Annotated in this window: 16 protein-coding genes; 11 read left to right on the top strand and 5 right to left on the bottom strand. The window is 49.9% G+C overall.

Annotated elements, in window-relative coordinates:
* Position 1: 1 nt before the first annotated feature.
* Complete coding sequence (gene dinG / locus WN56_RS03240; RefSeq protein ID WP_046073588.1) at positions 2 to 2,074, bottom strand: ATP-dependent DNA helicase DinG; 2,073 nt, start codon at positions 2,072 to 2,074, stop codon at positions 2 to 4.
* Between the two features lie 536 nt (positions 2,075 to 2,610).
* Here dinG and WN56_RS03235 point away from each other — a divergent pair.
* A complete protein-coding gene (locus WN56_RS03235; RefSeq protein ID WP_046073587.1) occupies positions 2,611 to 3,573 on the top strand; it encodes a porin in 963 nt (320 codons plus the stop codon).
* An 88-nt stretch (positions 3,574 to 3,661) separates the two neighbouring features.
* Entirely contained in the window at positions 3,662 to 4,309 is a 648-nt protein-coding gene (locus WN56_RS03230; RefSeq protein WP_046073586.1) for a DUF2057 domain-containing protein, read from the top strand.
* Between the two features lie 118 nt (positions 4,310 to 4,427).
* Here WN56_RS03230 and WN56_RS03225 read toward each other — a convergent pair whose 3' ends face one another.
* Positions 4,428 to 4,811: a hypothetical protein gene (locus WN56_RS03225; RefSeq protein ID WP_046073585.1), complete on the bottom strand. Its 384-nt coding sequence runs from the start codon at positions 4,809 to 4,811 to the stop codon at positions 4,428 to 4,430.
* Between the two features lie 439 nt (positions 4,812 to 5,250).
* On the opposite strand from WN56_RS03225, the gene WN56_RS03215 reads away from it, so the two are divergent.
* The 9 genes from WN56_RS03215 to WN56_RS03175 all read left to right on the top strand — a co-directional run bounded on the left by WN56_RS03215 (position 5,251) and on the right by WN56_RS03175 (position 15,118).
* Complete coding sequence (locus tag WN56_RS03215) at positions 5,251 to 5,658, top strand: YbaN family protein (RefSeq protein WP_046073583.1); 408 nt, start codon at positions 5,251 to 5,253, stop codon at positions 5,656 to 5,658.
* A 37-nt stretch (positions 5,659 to 5,695) separates the two neighbouring features.
* Entirely contained in the window at positions 5,696 to 6,241 is a 546-nt protein-coding gene (apt, locus tag WN56_RS03210) for an adenine phosphoribosyltransferase (RefSeq protein ID WP_046073847.1), read from the top strand.
* Between the two features lie 57 nt (positions 6,242 to 6,298).
* Complete coding sequence (gene dnaX / locus WN56_RS03205) at positions 6,299 to 8,563, top strand: DNA polymerase III subunit gamma/tau (RefSeq protein WP_046073582.1); 2,265 nt, start codon at positions 6,299 to 6,301, stop codon at positions 8,561 to 8,563.
* Positions 8,564 to 8,587: 24 nt separating this feature from the next.
* Positions 8,588 to 8,917 carry a YbaB/EbfC family nucleoid-associated protein gene (locus tag WN56_RS03200; RefSeq protein ID WP_046073581.1) on the top strand — a complete coding sequence of 110 codons (330 nt, stop codon included), beginning with the start codon at positions 8,588 to 8,590 and terminating at the stop codon, positions 8,915 to 8,917.
* Positions 8,918 to 8,920: 3 nt separating this feature from the next.
* Positions 8,921 to 9,529, top strand: coding sequence for a recombination mediator RecR (recR, locus tag WN56_RS03195; protein WP_046073580.1), 609 nt, complete (start codon positions 8,921 to 8,923; stop codon positions 9,527 to 9,529).
* 320 nt (positions 9,530 to 9,849) lie between these two features.
* Complete coding sequence (htpG, locus tag WN56_RS03190) at positions 9,850 to 11,745, top strand: molecular chaperone HtpG (protein ID WP_046073579.1); 1,896 nt, start codon at positions 9,850 to 9,852, stop codon at positions 11,743 to 11,745.
* A 157-nt stretch (positions 11,746 to 11,902) separates the two neighbouring features.
* The gene (adk, locus tag WN56_RS03185; protein ID WP_046073578.1) at positions 11,903 to 12,547 is read left to right on the top strand and encodes an adenylate kinase; all 645 of its coding nucleotides are present in this window, start codon (positions 11,903 to 11,905) and stop codon (positions 12,545 to 12,547) included.
* Between the two features lie 205 nt (positions 12,548 to 12,752).
* On the top strand, positions 12,753 to 13,727 hold the full coding sequence (gene hemH, locus WN56_RS03180) for a ferrochelatase (RefSeq protein ID WP_046073577.1): 975 nt from the start codon (positions 12,753 to 12,755) through the stop codon (positions 13,725 to 13,727).
* Positions 13,728 to 13,816: 89 nt separating this feature from the next.
* Entirely contained in the window at positions 13,817 to 15,118 is a 1,302-nt protein-coding gene (locus tag WN56_RS03175; RefSeq protein ID WP_046073576.1) for an inosine/guanosine kinase, read from the top strand.
* A 74-nt stretch (positions 15,119 to 15,192) separates the two neighbouring features.
* Here the strand turns inward: WN56_RS03175 and asnB are convergent, their stop codons facing one another.
* The 3 genes from asnB to WN56_RS03160 form a co-directional block, all read right to left on the bottom strand.
* Positions 15,193 to 16,860 carry an asparagine synthase B gene (gene asnB, locus WN56_RS03170; protein WP_046073575.1) on the bottom strand — a complete coding sequence of 556 codons (1,668 nt, stop codon included), beginning with the start codon at positions 16,858 to 16,860 and terminating at the stop codon, positions 15,193 to 15,195.
* 268 nt (positions 16,861 to 17,128) lie between these two features.
* Positions 17,129 to 18,709, bottom strand: a complete 1,581-nt coding sequence (locus tag WN56_RS03165; protein ID WP_046073574.1) for a cation:proton antiporter family protein — start codon at positions 18,707 to 18,709, stop codon at positions 17,129 to 17,131.
* Between the two features lie 297 nt (positions 18,710 to 19,006).
* Positions 19,007 to 20,221, bottom strand: a complete 1,215-nt coding sequence (locus WN56_RS03160) for an ROK family protein (RefSeq protein ID WP_046073573.1) — start codon at positions 20,219 to 20,221, stop codon at positions 19,007 to 19,009.
* Positions 20,222 to 20,227: the final 6 nt, after the last annotated feature.

Genomic DNA, 20,227 nt, shown 5'->3' with positions numbered 1-20,227 from the left:
TTTAAGGTTCGATCACGCGTGTAAAGGGAGGTAGCGAGTCGAGTAAGGATTGGCCATATCTACGGGTGATAATGCGCCGGTCAAGAAGCACTACTTTACCAGAGTCCTCTTCTTTGCGCAGTAGACGACCGACTGATTGTACAAGCTTTTTACTCGCTTCTGGCACCGCGATTTGTAAAAACGGGTTGCCACCACAGCGCTCGATATACTCCGCGTGCGCTTCTTCAACCGGCGAGGTGGGCACGGCAAAAGGGATCTTAGTAATAATGAGGTTGGTCAATAAGTTGCCCGGTAAGTCCAGGCCTTCGGAAAAGCTGCCGGTGCCAAAAATGATACTGGTTTTATCAGCGTTAACCGCTTGCTGATGCGCCTTTAGTAATCCGGGACGCGACTGGCTCCCTTGGCAAAGCAGCTGCCAGCCCCGTTGCTTGCAGGTGCTTTCTATCGCTTTTGTCACTTGCTGCATTTGCCAGTAGGAGGCGAAGAGCACCAAAGAGGCGCGTTCGCCTTCCAGATGTTCGAGTATTTTATCGCTCAGCACATCCGTAAAGTCGCTCGCTTGAGGTTCACAAGGCATCGTCGGGATCACCAAGCGCGCTTTATTGGGGTAATCAAATGGCGAAGGCAAGGCTAAATAACGCGAGCCGTCGGTTTCGCTCAAGCCCACTTGACGGCAGAAATAACTGAACCGGTTGAGTGCACGTAAGGTCGCGGAAAATAGGCCAACCCCGGCTGCACGGGACCAGAGCATTTGGTCTAAACGCCAACCCACTTCCAAGGGGGAGACATGGATCCAAAGGTCGCCTTCGCGCTCGCGACACGCTCGCACCCAACGTGCCAAGGGGGCGCCTTTATCCGAATTAGGTTGAGCCATCAAGGTCCACACCTTTTCTAAATTTTCTAACCGTTGCAGGAAAAAAGCCGTTTCCGCGAGCGCCGGATCAGCCAGTTTGGCCGAAATGTCATTTTCTTTCAGACGTTCATTGATCAAATCATGAATTTTTCCCAATGCCTGATGGGCTTTTTTGCTCGCCGTTTTGAGTTGCTCACTGGGTGAGATAAGCGCATCGGGGAGCTCGCCATCAGCAAAGCGGTAGCAACCATCATTGTTGAGCGGCAATTGACTGAGCTGTTGTTTAACCTCGCGTAAGCCTGGGATTAAGGTTTGAATCGCGTCTAGCAAGCTATCCACAAACCGATGTGCGCGCTTAATATCAGCGGTATTCCCCAACTTGGTCGTCGTTTGATTGAGCTTTTCCAGCCAGCTGACCACACCCAACAAGCTGGCACTGGCGGCCGAAAAGTCTCGCGCGACAGTGGGCAAGTGATGAGCTTCGTCAATCATATACAGGCATTGCTCCGGCTCGGGCAAGATCACCCCGCCGCCGAGCTCAAGATCGGCGAGCAGCAAACTGTGGTTCACCACCACCACATCCGCTTTATCCATCGCCTCTCGTGCTTTAGCAAACGGGCAAGCACGGTGGGCGGGCAAACCGGCATGACAAGTGTGCTTATCAGAGGCGATGGCTTGCCAAAGATGATCAGCAATGGGTTTTGGCCAACTGTCTCTGTCACCATCCCACTTACCTCGGCTCAGCGCAGCGTAGAGATCGTTGAGTGATAATTGCTCGTTGCGCTTGGGTTTTTGGGTAAATAGCGCCCCTTGAATGCTTTCCATGTCCGCTACCGCACTGAGCTTATGTGCACAGCAATAGCGTTGACGCCCTTTGGCTAAAATAAAATCGAACGGTTTGGGGCAGATGCGATGAAAAAACGGGATGTCTTTATTGGCAAGCTGTTCTTGCAACGCCACCGTCGCGGTTGAAATAACCACTTTTTTATTGTTGTTGAGTGCAAACGGGATCGCGCCCATCAGATAGGCCATCGACTTACCGACCCCTGTGCCTGCTTCTGCCACTAATAGTCGCCGTTTAGGCGCGTAATCGCCAGCTAGGGTCTTCGCGAGCTCTGCCACCAAATAGTTCTGAGCTTTACGGGGAATAAAGTGGGGAAGTTGATCTTGTAGCGTTTGGTAGCAAGCGCGAATGTCTGATTTTACGGCAGGACTGAGCATCAACAGGTCCGAGTTGCAAAGGTTGACGCCTAGTATAACACGGGGCAAAAACGTGAAAACGATCGCGAACTGCAAGATTTCCTTACAGATATGAGATCCTGGTCACGAATTTAATTTGAACCATTCTTCGCTATCTTGCTGATCTGCCGTTTGATTAACAAAACGCCTGATTTAAGCTACTGATTAGTTTTTTATTCTAATATAAGGGTAAATAATTACTGATTTTGGTGTTTTATGTTGTTATTGTTTGTTGTTTATTTTCATCAAAAGACGGGTGTCGAGTCAGTTAAACTGTGATCTCAGTTCAGCAAATATCACTATATTATTGTTTTTAAGCGGTTTTTGCCTAGATTGTAATGCGCTTCCGGCGAGTTGACAGAACCACATTTGTTCTGCACGATTAGCCACGAAGTTTCAGTGAACTGGCATTTTGTTCTTCGCAGCGTTTGCTGCTGGTAATAGAGTGACAGTCACCATAAAACAGAGTTCCATGAAGGAACTCATAATGACTAAATAGAAAAGGCAGTGGATTAACCATGAAAAAGACTATTCTAGCAATGGCAGTACCAGCTCTGCTGGCTGCTGGCTCAGCATCAGCAAGCATCAACCTGTATGACGCAGAAGGCGTTAAAGTAGACGCGTCTGGTGCAGCCGAAGTACAATACTTCCAAGCTATCGGTGAAAACAAAGATGGCGAGTGGCGCCTAGATGACGGTGACTTCGCTGTTAACACCGAAGTTGCTGTTTCTGAAGACTTGGCTGCAATCGGTCACTTCGCATTTAAATTCGAAGACAGCACCACTAAAAACGATGAGCTTTACGTTGGTTTCAAAGGCAGTGACTGGGGTACGCTTACTTTCGGTCGTCAACTGCTGATCAACGATGACATGGGCATCACCAAAGACTACGAGTTGTCATCAGCTTCTAACGGTACTCTTCGCACTGAAGGTGACCAAGTTGCTAAATACGTTTACGATAACGGTACATTCTACGCAGGCCTATCTACGCTGCAAAACAGCGATGGTGAAGAGTCAAGCGACGAGTACAAAATCTACGACGGCCGTCTTGGCTATCGTGTAGCTGACGTTGACATGCGTGTATATTACTACTATGCAGATGACGCAGGTGTTAACACAGCAGGAGACGATTTCGTCTATGCCTCAAAAGGTGACGTAGAAAACTACAACTTCGAAGTTGAGTATGCTGGCATCGAAAATGTAAGCCTTGCTGCTGCGTATGGTGTTAATACTGTTGACACTGGTTCAAGCGACACAGAAGCAGATTTCTTCTCTGTGGCAGCTGATTACACGCACGGCAAAACCACTTACGCTATCGGTATCGATAACAAAGATAACGACAACGAAGAAGACGTAACTGGTTACTACGCGAACGTAACTTATGCACTGCACAACAATGCAAAAGTATACGCAGAAGTGGGCGACAACGACGCTGATAACAACGACTGGGGTTATGTAGCAGGTATGGAAGTTAAGTTCTAATTGAACTTACACCATCACTGCTAAACGTAGCACTGATTACAAAAGCCGCCTTAGGGCGGCTTTTTTATTATCACGGTTTGGAGTAGAGATGAAAAAAGTAGTAGGTATGGGCTTGGTGCTCAGCACTCTCTTAGCAGCGAGTGTGGTTAATGCGGCAGAAATTACTTCAGCACGTAATATTGAGTTTGTGGTCGTAGATGGTAAGGAAGCCAGTTTTGAAAACTGGGCGCCGCAGCAGACGATTGAGCTGGATAACGGCACCCATCAATTAGTAATGCGCTTTGACGGCGAAGTAAAGAGGGGAAGTCAAGAGGTGATCTATACCTCCCGCCCGTATTTGTTTGAGCTTGAGGTCGATGGCCGCAATGCCACCATCAATATTGACTCGAAATTGCGGGTAAAAAGCCAAGCGACCAGCTATTTTGACGGTGCCCCGCAGTGGCAAGCCGAGTTCGATAACGGTGATGTGATGCCTTTAGATGCCGTCGAGTTAAAAGGGGATGGCTTTGCCGCCTATGCCGACATGGAAGCGCTGGTAGCGGAGTACAACCGTGAGAATGGTATCATTATCGACCAAGGTGAAAGCAAGAACCTTAACGATGTATTGGTGGAGGTGGATGATCAAGGTAAAGCCTCTATTAAAGGTGATGCCTTGTCGCAGTTAAAGCTTTGGTATACCAAAGCCAGTGACCAAGAGCGTAAGTCGTTCCGTCGTTGGATTATTGACCAAGATTAAGCGCCTCAGGATGATGTGTGCTCGTTAGTCTTTAAATAGTCAATAAAAAACGCGCCCAGCTGATGCTGGGCGCGTTCCGTTTAAGCCACGATGAGACAAGCGAAAGTCAACCTCGCGATCACACGGTTTTACGTGCTCCTGCTGTGGCTCGGCGAGTGGCTGGATCGTGATGATAATAATTTGACGCACGGCACTGTGGGCAGCGCTGCTCGGCGGCGTCTTTCATTAAATCATCCAGTGGAATTTCACTTTCACAATCGGCACACAAGCCATAAATCTCCAAATCCATGGCACATAAAGCCGCATCGACTTTTTCTAAACGTTCACCGAGGCATCGGATGGCGCCAGGTACCCCTTGGCTTTCTTTAATCAGATCCGAAATGGTGAGGTTCTCGCAATGCTTGTCCCAGTCTTCACGCAATCGCGTGGTTAATGTTGCTACTAGCTCAGTGCGTTCGCGGTTAAGTTCACGCCCCAGCTGAGCAAGGGTTGTTTTATCCATGGTCAGTTCGCTTGATTGGCTAAAATGACTTTTATCATGACGCAGTCACACAAGTTGTTACCCTGATGTAAATCAATGAACCGGCTAAAACCTTACAAAGAGTCCGTTTTTAGCGGTGTTGACCTGAGCTATAGTACCTGCTCACTGTTGTTATGCTGTTGTGAGTGAAGTAACAAAATGGAACATGATTTTAAAGAGCCTTATAACGTCAAGTACTTCATCGGCTTCCTGCTGGTATTACTGATCCCGACCTTACCTGCCAGTCTCACTTGGCTTGGCATTATTTTTGGCGGCTAATCACCGCCTTATTCACTCGCCGTGCGGCATTCCTTATTCGCCACCCTGTACCTCCATCGTCTCTGACACTACACTTAGCGTGAGTGAACAAGCGCGACCATCGCGAATCGAAAGGTACGCGAATTGAAAGGTAATAGAGACTATGCAACAAGCACCGACAGCCGCATGGCGTTGGTTATGGAATGGGTTAGGTTGGTTATGGGTCGCGCTGGGTGCGGCAGGCGCCTTTTTGCCGGTACTCCCGACCACGCCGTTTTTGCTGCTCGCCAGTGGTTGCTTTATGCGAGGCTCTCCTCGTATCGCTAACTGGCTCCACGCTCATCCTACGTTCGGGCCGATATTGACGGACTGGTACCAAAAGCGCGCGATTAGTCGCAAAGTAAAACGACGCGCGACCGTCATGATAGTGGCAAGTTTTAGCTTCTCCATTTATATCGTCGGGGCGATGTGGCTGAAAGCGTTACTGGTTACCTGCCTAATTGTGCTCTTATGCTGGTTTCTCCGCCTACCTGAAACGGAATCTGTTGCTGGTTCGGCCGAAAATTCATAACATGACGGTTTGCGTTTTTTACCGGCGAGAATTGGCCATGAGCACCGACAGCTTGAATGTCATCAAACAAAGTATTCAAACCATCCCAGACTATCCCAAACCTGGCATCTTATTTCGCGATGTCACCAGCTTAATGGAAGACCCTGCTGCCTACCAAGCCACCATTGATGCCCTGGTTGCGCAATACCGCGATCATGGATTTACCAAGGTGATTGGTACCGAGTCACGTGGCTTTTTATTTGGTGCACCATTGGCGCTTGCGCTAGGGCTCCCGTTTGTGCCAGTGCGTAAGCCTGGCAAGTTGCCACGCGCGGTGATCAGCGAAAACTATCAGCTAGAATACGGTGAAGATACCCTGGAAATCCATCGTGATGCGATTGCTGAGGGGGATCAAGTACTGGTGATTGATGATCTACTGGCGACAGGCGGCACCATAGAAGCCACCGTGAAGCTGGTACGCCGTTTAGGCGGCACCGTGGCGCATGCTGGGTTTGTGATAAGCTTGCCGGATATCGGCGGTGAAGAAAAGCTGGCCGCGCTTGGGATCAACGTTTATAGCTTGTGCGAATTTGCAGGCCATTAATGCCAGGCTATATGCAGGGTCCCGCGTTAGCAATAAGCATACAGGAAGCGGATTGACATGAGTTACCAAGTCCTCGCTCGCAAGTGGCGACCCCATAATTTTGAGTCTGTTGCCGGTCAAAGTCATGTGCTGACGGCCTTAGCCAATGCATTGGATCATGACCGCTTGCACCACGCATACTTGTTCAGTGGTACTCGTGGTGTGGGCAAAACCACCATTGCGCGCATTTTTGCCAAAGGGCTCAATTGCGAACAAGGGGTGTCTTCTTCGCCATGTGGTCAGTGCGCAACCTGCCTTGAAATTGACGAGGGACGTTACGTTGATTTGCTGGAGATTGACGCTGCGTCCCGGACCAAGGTGGAAGACACGCGAGAGCTGCTCGATAACGTCCAATACAAACCCGCACGTGGCCGCTTCAAAGTGTACCTCATTGATGAAGTCCATATGCTGTCACGGCACAGCTTCAATGCGCTGCTAAAAACGCTGGAAGAGCCGCCTGAGTACGTAAAGTTTTTATTGGCGACCACGGATCCACAAAAGCTGCCGGTCACCATTTTATCGCGTTGTTTGCAATTTCACCTAAAACACTTTGATGCGAGCCAGATTCAGACGCAGCTAGAGCATATCCTAGGTCAAGAAGGTGTCGAGGCAGAGTCACGTGCCTTAATGCTATTGTCACGGGCTGCGGAAGGCAGTATGCGTGATGCCTTGAGCTTAACCGACCAGGCCATCGCGCTGGGAAATGGCCACATCAGCACCCAAGCTGTCGCTGACATGCTGGGGACCTTGAGTACCGATAACGCACTCTTGCTCCTTGAAGCCTTGGCGAATCATGATGCGGTTGAATTGATGAACATGCTGGCGCAGATTGCGCACGTCGGGGTGGAGTGGGATGGTTTACTCAAAGAGTTAGCCAGCCAGCTTCACCATGTGGCGCTTGCCCAAGCACTGCCTCAGACCCATGATGATGACAGCGGGGAGCAAGCACGGATTCACGCCTTGGCCTCGCGGCTTGCGCCACAAGATGTGCAGCTGTGTTACCAAATGGCGCTGCAAGGACGGCAAGACCTGCCCTATGCCCCTGATGGGCGGGCCGGTCTAGAAATGGTCTTGCTGCGTATGTTGGCGTTTCAGCCGGTGAAAACGGTACCGTATGAACCGGCTACCATATCGGTGCCGGCACACGATCCCGCATCTTCACCACAACAGCCGGTCAAAAAAGATCCCTCGCAAGCACTGAACGCATTGAAAGCGCAGGTCTCATCGGCCAGTGCGGCGTCGCCAAACCAGTCGTCACCAAGCCAGGGGCACGAAGTACAACAGAACCGGCCCATGGGCGATACCCCGGAGAGCAATGACCGAGACACACCGGAAAGTCCCCAAGATATCAATGACACATGCGCGCCAGCTCCTCAGCAGGCGACGGCAAAGACTAGCGCGGAGGTGCCTAGCGCAGGTGCATCCGGCAGAGGGGCACATGAAGCGAGTGTTTCCGAGCTGAACCAACCAGCAGTCGATGACTCGGCGCCAGATGCCGCGTCATCACTTGCGAATCAGCCGTCTGCCTCTTCGCCTGCCTCTAGCCTTATTCAGGCTCGTAATCAGTTGCGTAGTCGTATGAAACGTCAATCCGAACAATCGGGGAGTGGGGTAAAAAAGGCGGGGCGGACACCGGCCAAGACTGATGCGTTATCTGTGCTCGATCGCGTCGCGACGGCGGCAGAGAGTGCATCGCCTGTGTCCGCGCCTGAACAAAAGACACCGAGTGTGTCGTTGTCACCCGTGACTGAACCTACTAACGGGTCGTCAGAGCCTTACCAGTGGCGCTCTACGCAACCGGTGTCACCGGAGCCCGAGACGGTGCCTTCACTGACACCTAAGTCGTTGAAACAGGCGTTAGAACATGAAAAAACGCCCGCCATGCGCGACAAACTGGTACAGGAAACCAACGCACAAGATCCTTGGTGTGCCTTGGCAGACAGTTTAGAGGTAGAGCGCCTGGTTAAACAAATGGCACTGAATGCGGCGATGTCCCAGCAAGGCGAGCGCGTACAGCTTACATTGCGCCCGGATCAATCGCACCTTAATACCGAAAAAGCGCAGCAGCAATTGACTCAGGCCTTGACGACGGCATTGGGCGCCCCCATAACCTTGGAGGTACAGCTCGGGGAAGCGGGAATCACACCTTTAGAGCGGCGCGAGCAGCTCTATCAACAAAAATTAGCGCAGGCGACACACAGCCTGCATAATGATCCGAATGTGACTTTTATTCTTCAACGCTTTGCGGCGGAGTTAGAAGAAGATAGCATTCGACCAATTTAAGACACCTAACCAAGAGAGAGAATTATGTTTGGTAAAGGCGGCATGGGTAACATGATGAAGCAGGCGCAGCAAATGCAAGAGCGCATGCAAAAAGTACAAGAAGAAATTGCCAGCATGGAAGTGACAGGCGAAGCGGGCGCAGGCATGGTGAAAGTCACCATGACAGGTAGCCACAGCATCCGTCGTGTCGACATCGACGATAGCTTGATGGAAGATGATAAAGACATGCTGGAAGACTTGATTGCGGCTGCATTCAACGATGCTGCCCGTCGTGTCGAGGAGCAACAAAAAGAGAAAATGGCGGAAGTGACAGGTGGTATGCAGTTACCACCAGGCATGAAAATGCCCTTTTAATCTATGCGCACCAGCCAGTTACTTGAACAACTGATGGACTCGCTGCGTTGTTTACCAGGCGTTGGCCCCAAATCAGCGCAGCGGATGGCCTACCACTTATTGCAACGAAACCGCCAAGGCGGGCTGGCCCTCGCGCAAGCACTGAGTACGGCAATGACTGACATTGGCCACTGCAGCCAATGTCGAACCTTTACCGAGCAAGACGTGTGCGCGATTTGCGATAACCCGAAACGCCAAGAAACAGGGTTGATTTGTGTGGTTGAAAGCCCGGCAGATATTGCAGCCGTGGAAGCCACGGGTCAGTACTCAGGGCGGTATTTTGTTTTGATGGGACACCTGTCACCCCTTGATGGCATTGGTCCGGCAGACATTGGCCTTGATGTGTTGGAAAAGCGTCTGCAACACGAACCGATCCAAGAGCTTATCTTGGCGACCAACCCGACAGTGGAAGGCGAGGCGACGGCGCAATACATCGCTGAGCTATGCCAAGAGCATCAAGTGGGTGCGAGCCGTATTGCACATGGCGTCCCCATGGGAGGCGAGCTAGAGCTGGTGGACGGTACCACGCTATCTCACTCAATTATTGGTCGCCAACAGTTGAAATATCGCTAGAAGCGCCTGACGTGCAGAGACCGCAGCTACCGTTGCTGGCATTGTCTTCCACCGCGAGGGGCGGCAAGACAATGTGGCAACACCCACGGTCAAAGCAGCGATGTCAATCACACTGCTGACGTGTAAAGCCTAGCCTTTGGTTAGGCTTTTCTTTTTTATTGTCTATCGACTTACTACTAACTGGCTTATATTTGACCACTTAGGCCTTGAAAGCGTGGTACCGGATCCCTATATCGAAGGAGACGGAAACAACGAATTCATTGTGACGCGGGCAGATTGTCCGCGTCGCCATTAATCCTCATAGTGTTAGGTAGATTGACATGAGCGTGAAAACCCCAGAAAAACATCAGTTTGGTTCTGATACCTCCAAATTGCTGCAGTTGATGATCCACTCTCTCTACTCAAACAAAGAGATTTTCCTGCGAGAGTTAGTGTCAAACGCGTCGGATGCCGCCGATAAGTTGCGCTTTAAAGCATTGTCAGCGCCTGAGCTTTACGAAAATGACGGTGACCTGCGTGTCCGTCTTTCTTTTGATAGCGAAGCCGGTACGTTAACTGTCTCAGACAATGGTATTGGTATGAGCCGTGACGATGTCATCGCTAACCTCGGTACCATTGCAAAATCAGGTACAGAAGAGTTTCTTAAACAGCTTAACGAAGATCAAAGCAAAGACTCGAACCTCATTGGCCAATTCGGGGTCGGCTTTTACTCTGCCTTTATTGTGGCTGACAAGGTAACCGTAAGCACTCGAGCGGCGGGTCTTGCGGCCGACGAGGCAGTGCAGTGGGAATCAACCGGTGAAGGTGAGTATACCCTAGAGCCTATCAGCAAAGCTGACCGTGGCACTGAGATAACGCTGCACCTTAAAGACGACGAGAAAGAATTCCTCAATGATTGGCGCCTACGTGAGGTGATCGGTAAATACTCCGACCACATCGGTATTCCGGTCGAAATGTGGACGCAAGAGAAAGACGAGGAAGGTAACGAGACGGGCGAAGGTAAGTGGGAGCAAGTTAACAAAGCGCAAGCGCTTTGGACTCGTGCTAAGTCAGATATCTCGGCAGACGAATACAAAGAGTTCTATAAGCATGTGTCTCACGACTTTGCCGAGCCGCTGACGTGGAGCCACAACCGTGTAGAGGGTAAAAACGACTACACCAGCTTGCTGTATATCCCGTCAAAAGCCCCTTGGGATCTATACAACCGCGAGCACAAACATGGACTGAAACTCTATGTACAACGCGTCTTTATCATGGATGATGCGTCACAGTTCATGCCAAGCTACTTGCGTTTTGTCCGGGGTTTGATTGACTCTAACGATCTGCCGCTTAACGTCTCGCGTGAGATCCTGCAAGACAACAAGATCACCCAGTCACTGCGCGGTGCGTGTACCAAGCGTGTGTTGTCGATGCTAGAAAAGCTGGCTAAAAACGATGCTGAAAAATATCAGACATTTTGGCGTGAATTTGGCCTGGTAATGAAAGAAGGGCCGGCGGAAGATTTCAGCAACAAAGAAAAAATTGCTGGCTTGCTGCGCTTTGCCTCAACGCATGAAGACAGCGCTGAGCAAACCGTCTCCTTGGCCGACTACGTGTCGCGCATGAAAGAAGAGCAAGACAAAATCTACTACATCACCGCGGATAGCTACAATGCGGCCAAACACAGCCCGCACTTGGAGCAGTTTAAAGCCAAAGGCATCGAAGTTATCTTGATGTATGACCGCATCGATGAGTGGTTGATGAGCTACCTGACCGAGTTTGATGGTAAGTCGTTCCAGGCAATCACCAAGGCAGATCTCGATCTGAGCCAATTCGATGATGAAGAAGCAAAAGCAGAGCGTGAAGAAACCGAAAAAGCGTTTGAGTCTGTGATTGAGCGAGTAAAGTCGCACTTGGGTGATCGTGTTAAAGATGTACGTACCACCTTTAAACTCTCTGGCACACCGGCGGTGGTGGTGACCGATCAGTTTGAAATGGGCACGCAAATGGCGAAGCTTTTAGAAGCCGCTGGCCAGCAAGCGCCTGATGTGAAGTACATCTTTGAACTGAACCCAGAGCACGCTCTGGTTAAGCGCATGGCAGATGAAAGCGATGAGCAGAAATTCGGTACCTGGGTAGAAATGCTGCTGGGTCAAGCGATGCTGGCAGAGAAAGGCAGCATGGACGATCCGTCAGACTTCTTGGCCTCGGTCAACCAGCTTCTGACTAAGGTATAATCGACAGGCGATTGTCGAGACCACATACTGAATGACTATCGAACAAGCCTGGCCGGATTGCCGGGCTTGATAGCGTTTAGTTAAGCGTGTATGTTTCGTGTCTTTGCGAATATAGACGCAGTTTAACGAAACCTAAATAATCATAAAGGGGATCACTATGCGCATCATTCTGTTGGGTGCACCGGGCGCGGGTAAAGGGACGCAAGCGCAGTTCATCATGGAAAAATACGGGATTCCGCAGATTTCTACGGGTGACATGCTGCGCGCCGCGATTAAAGCGGGCACTGAGCTTGGCAAACAAGCCAAAGCGGTTATTGATGCTGGCGAATTGGTGTCTGATGACATCATTCTTGGCTTGGTTAAAGAGCGTATCTCGCAAGATGATTGTGCCAACGGCTTCTTGCTAGATGGGTTCCCACGTACCATTCCACAAGCTGATGGACTGAAAGAGATCGGTGTTGCGATCGATTACGTACTCGAGTTCGATGTTCCGGATGACGTTATTGTTGAGCGTATGAGTGGTCGCCGTGCTCACCTTGCTTCAGGCCGTACTTATCATGTTGTTTATAACCCACCGAAAGTGGAAGGGAAAGACGACGTGACTGGCGAAGCGCTAGTGGTACGTGATGATGATAAAGAAGAGACGGTGCGCGCGCGTTTGAATGTTTATCATAATCAAACTGCACCACTGATTGCTTACTACAAAAAAGAAGCCGATGCTGGCAACACCCAGTTTGTGACCTTCGATGGCACACAAGGGGTTGAGCAAGTCAGCGCAGAGATCCAAAAGGTTCTCGGCTAATTTTTTGTTTAAAGGGTTAGTGCTCAGGCGCTGACACCTGTTCTCATCGGTATGACTGATGCCAGAAACCGGAGCTGACGATTAGTCGCTCCGGTTTTTTTATGGCAAGCTACGCGTCATTCTCCAAGCCATTTAATCAGATAACGTTAAATTGGAAAGGTACAACAAAAATAATCGGCTCGCGAATAAGCCAAGGACAACAAACATGACCGAAAAGCATAACCAAGTTGGCGTACTTCTAGTCAACCTGGGAACCCCAGATGCGCCTACTTCTTCTTCTGTAAAGCGCTTTTTATCTGAATTTCTGCATGATCATCGGGTGGTCGATTTAACGCGTTGGTTGTGGTGCCCTCTGCTGCATGGTGTGATTCTGCCGGTACGCTCTCCCAAGGTGGCGAAGCTCTATCAAAGTGTTTGGATGGATGAGGGATCGCCTTTGATGGTGTACGCTACACGTCAGCGTGATGCCTTAGCCACCAAGACGGGGTTACCTGTAGCTTTAGGAATGACCTATGGCTCACCCTCGATGACGGATGGTATTGAGAAACTGCAGCAACAAGGTTGCGAAAAGGTCATGGTTTTGCCTTTGTATCCGCAATACTCTGCGACCACCACGGCCGCGGTATTTGATAAAGTCGCCAAATCCCTTAAAGGACGCCCCTTGCTTCCTGAGCTTCGCTTTGTGCACCACTATCACGATCATCCGTCGTACCAATCCGCATTGGCAGACTCCGTCAGGCGCCACTGGGATAAACACGGCAAGGGCGATCTCTTACTGTGTTCATACCATGGGATCCCGCAACGTTTCGCGGATAACGGCGACCCGTACCCGCAACATTGCGAACAAACCACGGCATTGTTGCAGGCGGAACTTGGGCTCCCCGACCAAGCGATCATGATGAGCTACCAATCGCGTTTTGGGCGTGAAGAATGGCTTAAGCCCTATACCGATAAAACCTTGGAAGCACTACCCGCAAAAGGGGTTAAAACCCTCGATATCATGACACCAGCCTTTTCTTCTGACTGTTTGGAAACCTTGGAAGAAATTGCTGGCGAGTGTCGGGATATCTTTTTAGAAGCGGGTGGCGAAGCCTTTCGTTTTATCCCATGCTTGAATGATGACGAGGCGCATATTGAGTTAATGGCGACGCTGGTGGCAGAGCATACCCAAGGGTGGTAGACGGATAAAATTCGTTTCTCCAACGCTATGCAGGCGCAAATTCTGTGGTAGAATTCGCGCCTCCCTTCCATTAGCTAGTTACACGAACCATGAAATTTCCAGGACAACGTAAGTCTAAACACTACTTTCCGGTTCACGCCCGGGATCCTTTGCTTAACCCTGCCAGCGAGCGTGGCTTTAAACGCCCTCATGTGATTGGCATAGACCAAACCTTGGTGGACATAGAAGCAAAAGTGAGTGACGACTTCCTGGAGCGTTATGGTTTGAGCAAAGGCCATTCGTTGGTGATTGACGATGAACGGGCTGAAGCTTTGTATCAAGAGCTCAAAGACAACAATTTGGTGACGCATGAATTTGCCGGCGGCACCATTGGCAATACCTTGCACAACTACTCCGCTTTAGCGGACGACCAATCGATTCTGCTTGGCGTGATGAGTCAGGACATTCGTATTGGAAGCTACTCTTATCGCTATCTATGCAATACGTCCAGCCGCATGGACCTCAATTATCTGCAACCTGTCGAAGGCCCGATTGGCCGTTGCTATGCACTGATTGGCGATTGTGGCGAACGTACTTTTGCCATCAACGAAGGCTTAATGAATCAGCTGCGTCCTGAGTCGATTCCGGAACATATCTTTGAGCATGCGTCTGCCTTAGTCCTGACAGCCTATCTGGTACGTTGCAAGGACGGTGATCCGATGCCGGATGCGACCATGCGTGCCATCGAGTATGCCAAAAAGCATAACGTGCCTGTGGTGATGACGTTGGGCACCAAGTATGTGATTGAACAAAATCCACAATGGTGGCGTGATTTTCTGGCTGAGCACGTCAGTGTGGTGGCGATGAACGAAGATGAGGGTGAAGCGCTCACGGGTGAAAGTGACCCGCTGCTCGCGGCCGACGCCGCCTTACAATGGGTAGATATGGTGCTTTGCACCGCCGGTCCGATTGGCCTCTACATGGCGGGTTATAGTGAAGATAAAGCCAAACGCGAAACCTCACTGCCTTTATTACCCGGTGCCATTCCCGAATTCAATATGTATGAGTTCAGCCGTCCAATGATCAAAGCCGATTGCGAAAATCCAATCAAAATTTATTCGCACATTGCCCCATACATGGGTGGGCCGGAACGGATCAAAAACACCAATGGCGCGGGAGACGGTGCACTGTCTGCGTTGCTGCACGATATGTCAGCGAATCGTTACCACCGTGATAACGTGCCTAATTCGAGCAAACACCAGTATCCATTTTTAACTTACTCATCGTTTTCTCAGGTGTGCAAGTATGCCAACCGTGTTAGCTATGAGGTGCTGGCGCAGCATTCTCCGCGTTTGTCACGTGGCTTGCCGGAGCGCGAAGATAGCTTGGAAGAGGCTTACTGGGAACGTTAATCTCATTGCCATAAAAGATAAAAAACCGCCAATTGATGTTGGCGGTTTTTTATTATTGGTCGTGAGGCGTGGGCTTATTGATACGCTTTTTCGTGTACGTTGCGGACCGCACGACCTGATGGGTCGGCTTGGTTTTTGAACGATTCATCCCATTCAATCGCTTTGGCACTTGAGCAGGCGATCGACGGGCCGCCAGGAACACACTTCGCGGCATCTTCCAGAGGGAAGAGTTCGGCGAAAATCTCACGATACATATACGCTTCTTTGGTGGTCGGCGTGTTGTATGGGAAACGGAAGGCTGCCGTTGCCAACTGTTGATCGCTGACTTTTTCATCGGCAATGGCTTTCAAGGTATCAATCCAGCCGTAACCGACGCCATCGCTAAACTGCTCTTTTTGACGCCATGCCACCGATTCTGGCAACAGATCCCCGAAGCATTCACGAATGATGTGCTTTTCCATTTTACCCTCACCGCACATTTTATCATCCGGTTTGATTTGCATCGCCACTTCCAAAAATTCTTTATCCAAGAAGGGGACACGCGCTTCAACGCCCCAAGCGGCCATTGATTTGTTCGCACGAGCGCAATCAAACATGTTGAGTGCGAGCAGCTTGCGAACGGTTTCCTCGTGGAATTCTTGAGCGTTGGGCGCTTTGTGGAAATATAAGTAGCCGCCAAATACCTCATCGGCGCCTTCTCCCGATAGCACCATTTTAATTCCCATTGCACGGATTTTACGTGACATCAAATACATGGGGGTTGACGCTCGGATAGTGGTCACATCATAGGTCTCGATGTGATACACCACGTCGCGGATGGCATCCAAGCCTTCTTGAATACTGTAGGTAAATTCGTGGTGCACGGTGCCAAGGTGGTCGGCGACTTCTTTGGCGGCTTTCAAATCCGGCGCGCCTTCCAGGCCGATAGCAAACGAGTGCAAACGTGGCCACCAAGCTTGGCTTTGATCGTCATCCTCAATACGGTTGGCGGCATATTGCTTGGTCACTGCGGAAATCACCGATGAATCCAACCCGCCAGATAGCAGAACGCCATAAGGTACATCGGTCATAAGTTGACGGTGAACCGCTTTCTCTAGGGCTTCTTTGAGTGCCGCTTTATCCGTGGTGCTGTCTTTTACCCCGTCATATTCCATCCATGCGCGTTTGTAATAACGAACAGGCTCACCTTGTTTACTCCATAAAAAGTGACCCGGAGGGAACTCACTGATGGTTTTACAAATAGGCGTCAGTGCTTTCATTTCCGAAGCAACGTAGTAGTTGCCATGTTCATCGTGTCCATGATAAAGCGGGATAATGCCGATATGATCGCGACCAATTAAATACGCATCCTGCTCCTCATCATACAAAATAAAGGCAAAGATACCGTTGAGATAATCGAGCAATTCTGGCCCTTTCTCTTGATATAGGGCGAGAATGATTTCGCAGTCTGACTCTGTTTGGAACGGATAATCGGCGGCGAATTCAGCGCGGAGCTCTTTGTGATTGTAGATCTCACCGTTGACTGCGAGGGCTTGGGTTTGGTTTTGGTTATAAAGTGGCTGTGCCCCACTGTTAAGATCGACAATCGCAAGGCGCTCATGGACTAAAATAGCTTTTTCAGACGAATAAATCCCTGACCAGTCCGGACCTCGGTGACGCATGGTCTTCGACATTTTTAACGCGATTTCCCGCAATTGTTGCGAGTCGGTTTTAATGTCAAGCGCTCCAAAAATTGAACACATAATCTTCCTCTCTGTTTGTGTTATACGGTGTTTTCGCCGTGGCATGTCTGCGATATAGGACCACTGGTGGCGACCTGTTAATCACACTCTGCCCTGTGGCAGAGAAAGACACAAGTAGATAAAACAAATTCGTTATCCAAACTGACCTTGTGATAAATATTATTTAATAAAAACCATAAAAAATGAATTTAATTCAAAAATGGCGCAGTTTTTATACAAAAACGCACAAGTGAAGCATCACTTGTGCGTGAGTAGGGTGGAAGAGTGGTTAGGTATCCGGATGTGAGAAGCGGTCTCTTACGTGACGCGCAAAGCCACTACCTGCCTCTTGATAGATATTAAAGGCTTCATCCACGCCAAGTGCTTTGAGTTGGTCGAGCTCATCTTGATATTTGGCGATGGCAGCGACTTTACCACTGAATTGTGTTTGTCGAATTTGCTCGAGTGCCAACGTATTGGCGTGGCTGTGAGGCATGGCCAGTAAAATGAGCGAGATATTGCCATCAGACACGGCTCGTGACCAAAAGTCGGGATCAGTCGCATCGCCTAAAATAACACGTCTTCCTTCTTGCTGATGACGAGTGACAGAGTCTTCTCGTGTGTCAATCCCCACTATGGGTTGGTGGTGTGTGGTGGCGAGTTCGTCGTAGGCGCCTGAGCCAATACGTCCCATCCCCAATACTAAAATACTGGCATCACCGAGATTGATTTGTTGATCGCTGGGGTGAAGTTTGTCGGGTGCACGCTCAGGTAGCCAGCGTGATGCCCAACCATACAGCTGATTACTAAAGGTATTGAGCGGGGCGGAAAAGGCAAAACTGAGTGATACCGCGATGGCGATGGAGACCAAGATCGGGCCGGGCATCAGTCCTGTTTTATACGCCAAGCCACCCACAATGAGTCCAAACTCACTGAAGTTGAATAAGGTGAGCGTGGTAAATAAGGCAGTACGGACGCGGTAACGGAATCCATTAACGATCCAATAGTAGAGTACGCCCTTGATGGGCAGTAATAACATCAAAATCAGGGCAAAACTAAAGCTTTGCCAGGTAGGCTGTTCGGACAAGCCAATGTTGAGGAAAAAGCAAACTAGAAAAAGCTCTTTCATATTAAACAGTGACTTGGCCATTTCGGATGCACGTGGGTGACTGGCAAGCAGCATACCGAGAATAAGTGCGCCTAAGTCAGGTTTAATCCCCACCGCCTCAAACAATCCAGCGCCAGCCACTAGGGCGAGGAACACGGCATAAAGAACCAACATTTCACCGTGACCTGCCTTATCCAAAAGCTTACCCAATAGAGGTTTTAGCAGAGGTAAACCAAAGAGGAGGAGGGCGGTGAGTTCGGGGGTTTTTCCCGATGTGGCGGTGAGGAAAATCACGGCAAAGATATCTTGCATGATCAGCATGCCGATGGCCAAGGTGCCATAGGTGGCATTAAGCTCACCTTTTTCTTGCAGCGCTTTGATGGCAAAGACGGTGCTAGAAAACGAAAGCGCGAAGCCAAGCAGTAGCATTTCAGACACACTCATGCCTGACAGCATAGGAATGCTCAGTGCTTTAAGGCCCATTAGCGCGAGAGTAAAAAACGCGGTTGTCAGGACATTATGGGCCGTGGCCCCAAACCAGATTTCTTTCGCAAGCAAGGTTTTGACATCAAGCTTTAAGCCGATAGTAAACAGCAGCAATGTGACACCCAGATCGGCCAGCTGCGTGATCACCGGTGTCGACTGGTAGCCCATGGCATGGAGAACAAAGCCAGCGATAAGAAAGCCAACCAGTGGCGGGAGGTGGCAGCGCATTAATGCATAGCCACTGATAAATGCAGCGGAAATAAAAACCAGTTCCATATCTTGTACTTATTCTAAAGTTGAGTGAGACAAGGCATTGTCGGTAACGTGGCTATAATGTACACGTTTTGTGGTCAGTATGTGAATGTAAAATAAGGAAGCGTGAGAAAAGGCCGGTGAAGATAAGATGAGGCAAGGCGACATTTGCAGAGAAGACTGACGTTGCGAGAGAAGATGCCCGCTCTCCTAACCGCTGGCTGACCAACGGTTAGGGATTAACGTTTCGGCTAGGTTTAACGGCGATGCTTTAACTGACATGTTTTAATCACTCAACATGTCAATCCAAGTAGTGAAAAACTACTCCTCCAACAGCTCTTGTAGGAGCTCACCATTAAGCATCGCCCGCTTGACTAAGGAAAACGCAGCCATTGTAGGCTGAGCCTCCAGATTTGCGCTAACAATCGCCAGCTTCTCGTGGAAACTTGGCAGTGATTGATTCTCTACACAGCGCTCAATGGCAGGAAACACCACACTTTTTGCCGCGGTAATTTTGCCAGCAATCACCACCAGTTGTGGATTAAACAGGTTTACGGTCATCGCGATCGCTTTACCCAGATGATTGCCAACTTTAACCAACACTTGGCGTGCTAACTCATCACCTTGCTCTGCGGCTTGGCAAATGGCTTCGATGGTTAGGCTTTGATCATAACTGAGGCTACTGGGATGCCCTTGCGCAAGCAGTTGTTGGGCGTGCTCAATGATGGCTTCGTTTGAGGCCACGGTTTCTAAGCAGCCAAAGTTGCCACACTGACATTTTTTACCCAGTGGATCGATCTGCACATGGCCGAGCTCACCGACATTGCGGTTATGGCCAAGAAAAATTTGCCCATTGACGATGATCCCCGCGCCAGTACCATGATGCACACTGACCAGCATAGAGTCATAGTAGTCTTGGCTCGCCCCAAAGTAGTGCTCCGCCAGCGCTTGACCGCGAATATCGTTGCCAACGAAAGCCTGCACACCAAACTCTTCGCGCAAGGTATCAGCAAGTGCAAGTTGTTTGATATTGATGTTGGGCATGTATTCGACCACCCCTGAATCAGGGTCAACCAAGCCAGGCATGACCACGGATATCGCAATCAGTTCTCGGAGTGCGTGTTGGTGCGTTTCCAAAAATTGGCTAACGATATGAATCAAGCCTTGAACAAGCTCGTCCTGATCATGGTAGTGGAAGGTTTCGCCGTGTTCGGCCAAAGAGGCACCACTCAAGTCATACAAAGACAACTCAATAAAATGACGACCCAATCGTACCGCAAGGGTATGAAAGGGCGCACACTCGGTGGTGAGAGAAATGGCACGACGTCCACCTGTCGATGCTTGTTGTGCCACCTCTTTAATGAGGCCTCTTTCTAGCAGTTGGCGGGTAATTTTGGTCACACTTGCCGGCGCCAATCGGCTTACATCGGCAATTTGTATGCGTGAAATAGGCCCTTGTTGATCAATTAATCGATAAACGGCAGCTCCGTTAAGTTGCTTTACGAGATCGACATTCCCGATTTTTCCGCCAGTCATAGGTGT

The organism is Salinivibrio sp. KP-1 (assembly GCF_000968645.1).
Taxonomy (GTDB): domain Bacteria; phylum Pseudomonadota; class Gammaproteobacteria; order Enterobacterales; family Vibrionaceae; genus Salinivibrio; species Salinivibrio siamensis.
This window is presented reverse-complemented; position numbering and strand designations above follow the sequence as displayed.

What these genes read in the sequence shown, in the direction of transcription:
- recR (WP_046073580.1), top strand. Translation starts at nt 8,921, where the DNA reads ATGCGCACCAGCCAGTTACTTGAACAACTGATGGACTCGCTGCGTTGT.
- hemH (WP_046073577.1), top strand. Translation starts at nt 12,753, where the DNA reads ATGACCGAAAAGCATAACCAAGTTGGCGTACTTCTAGTCAACCTGGGA.
- WN56_RS03200 (WP_046073581.1), top strand. Translation starts at nt 8,588, where the DNA reads ATGTTTGGTAAAGGCGGCATGGGTAACATGATGAAGCAGGCGCAGCAA.
- WN56_RS03235 (WP_046073587.1), top strand. Translation starts at nt 2,611, where the DNA reads ATGAAAAAGACTATTCTAGCAATGGCAGTACCAGCTCTGCTGGCTGCT.
- WN56_RS03160 (WP_046073573.1), bottom strand. Translation starts at nt 20,221, where the DNA reads ATGACTGGCGGAAAAATCGGGAATGTCGATCTCGTAAAGCAACTTAAC.
- WN56_RS03230 (WP_046073586.1), top strand. Translation starts at nt 3,662, where the DNA reads ATGAAAAAAGTAGTAGGTATGGGCTTGGTGCTCAGCACTCTCTTAGCA.
- WN56_RS03215 (WP_046073583.1), top strand. Translation starts at nt 5,251, where the DNA reads ATGCAACAAGCACCGACAGCCGCATGGCGTTGGTTATGGAATGGGTTA.
- WN56_RS03225 (WP_046073585.1), bottom strand. Translation starts at nt 4,811, where the DNA reads ATGGATAAAACAACCCTTGCTCAGCTGGGGCGTGAACTTAACCGCGAA.
- adk (WP_046073578.1), top strand. Translation starts at nt 11,903, where the DNA reads ATGCGCATCATTCTGTTGGGTGCACCGGGCGCGGGTAAAGGGACGCAA.
- WN56_RS03165 (WP_046073574.1), bottom strand. Translation starts at nt 18,709, where the DNA reads ATGGAACTGGTTTTTATTTCCGCTGCATTTATCAGTGGCTATGCATTA.
- dinG (WP_046073588.1), bottom strand. Translation starts at nt 2,074, where the DNA reads ATGCTCAGTCCTGCCGTAAAATCAGACATTCGCGCTTGCTACCAAACG.
- htpG (WP_046073579.1), top strand. Translation starts at nt 9,850, where the DNA reads ATGAGCGTGAAAACCCCAGAAAAACATCAGTTTGGTTCTGATACCTCC.
- dnaX (WP_046073582.1), top strand. Translation starts at nt 6,299, where the DNA reads ATGAGTTACCAAGTCCTCGCTCGCAAGTGGCGACCCCATAATTTTGAG.
- apt (WP_046073847.1), top strand. Translation starts at nt 5,696, where the DNA reads ATGAGCACCGACAGCTTGAATGTCATCAAACAAAGTATTCAAACCATC.
- asnB (WP_046073575.1), bottom strand. Translation starts at nt 16,860, where the DNA reads ATGTGTTCAATTTTTGGAGCGCTTGACATTAAAACCGACTCGCAACAA.
- WN56_RS03175 (WP_046073576.1), top strand. Translation starts at nt 13,817, where the DNA reads ATGAAATTTCCAGGACAACGTAAGTCTAAACACTACTTTCCGGTTCAC.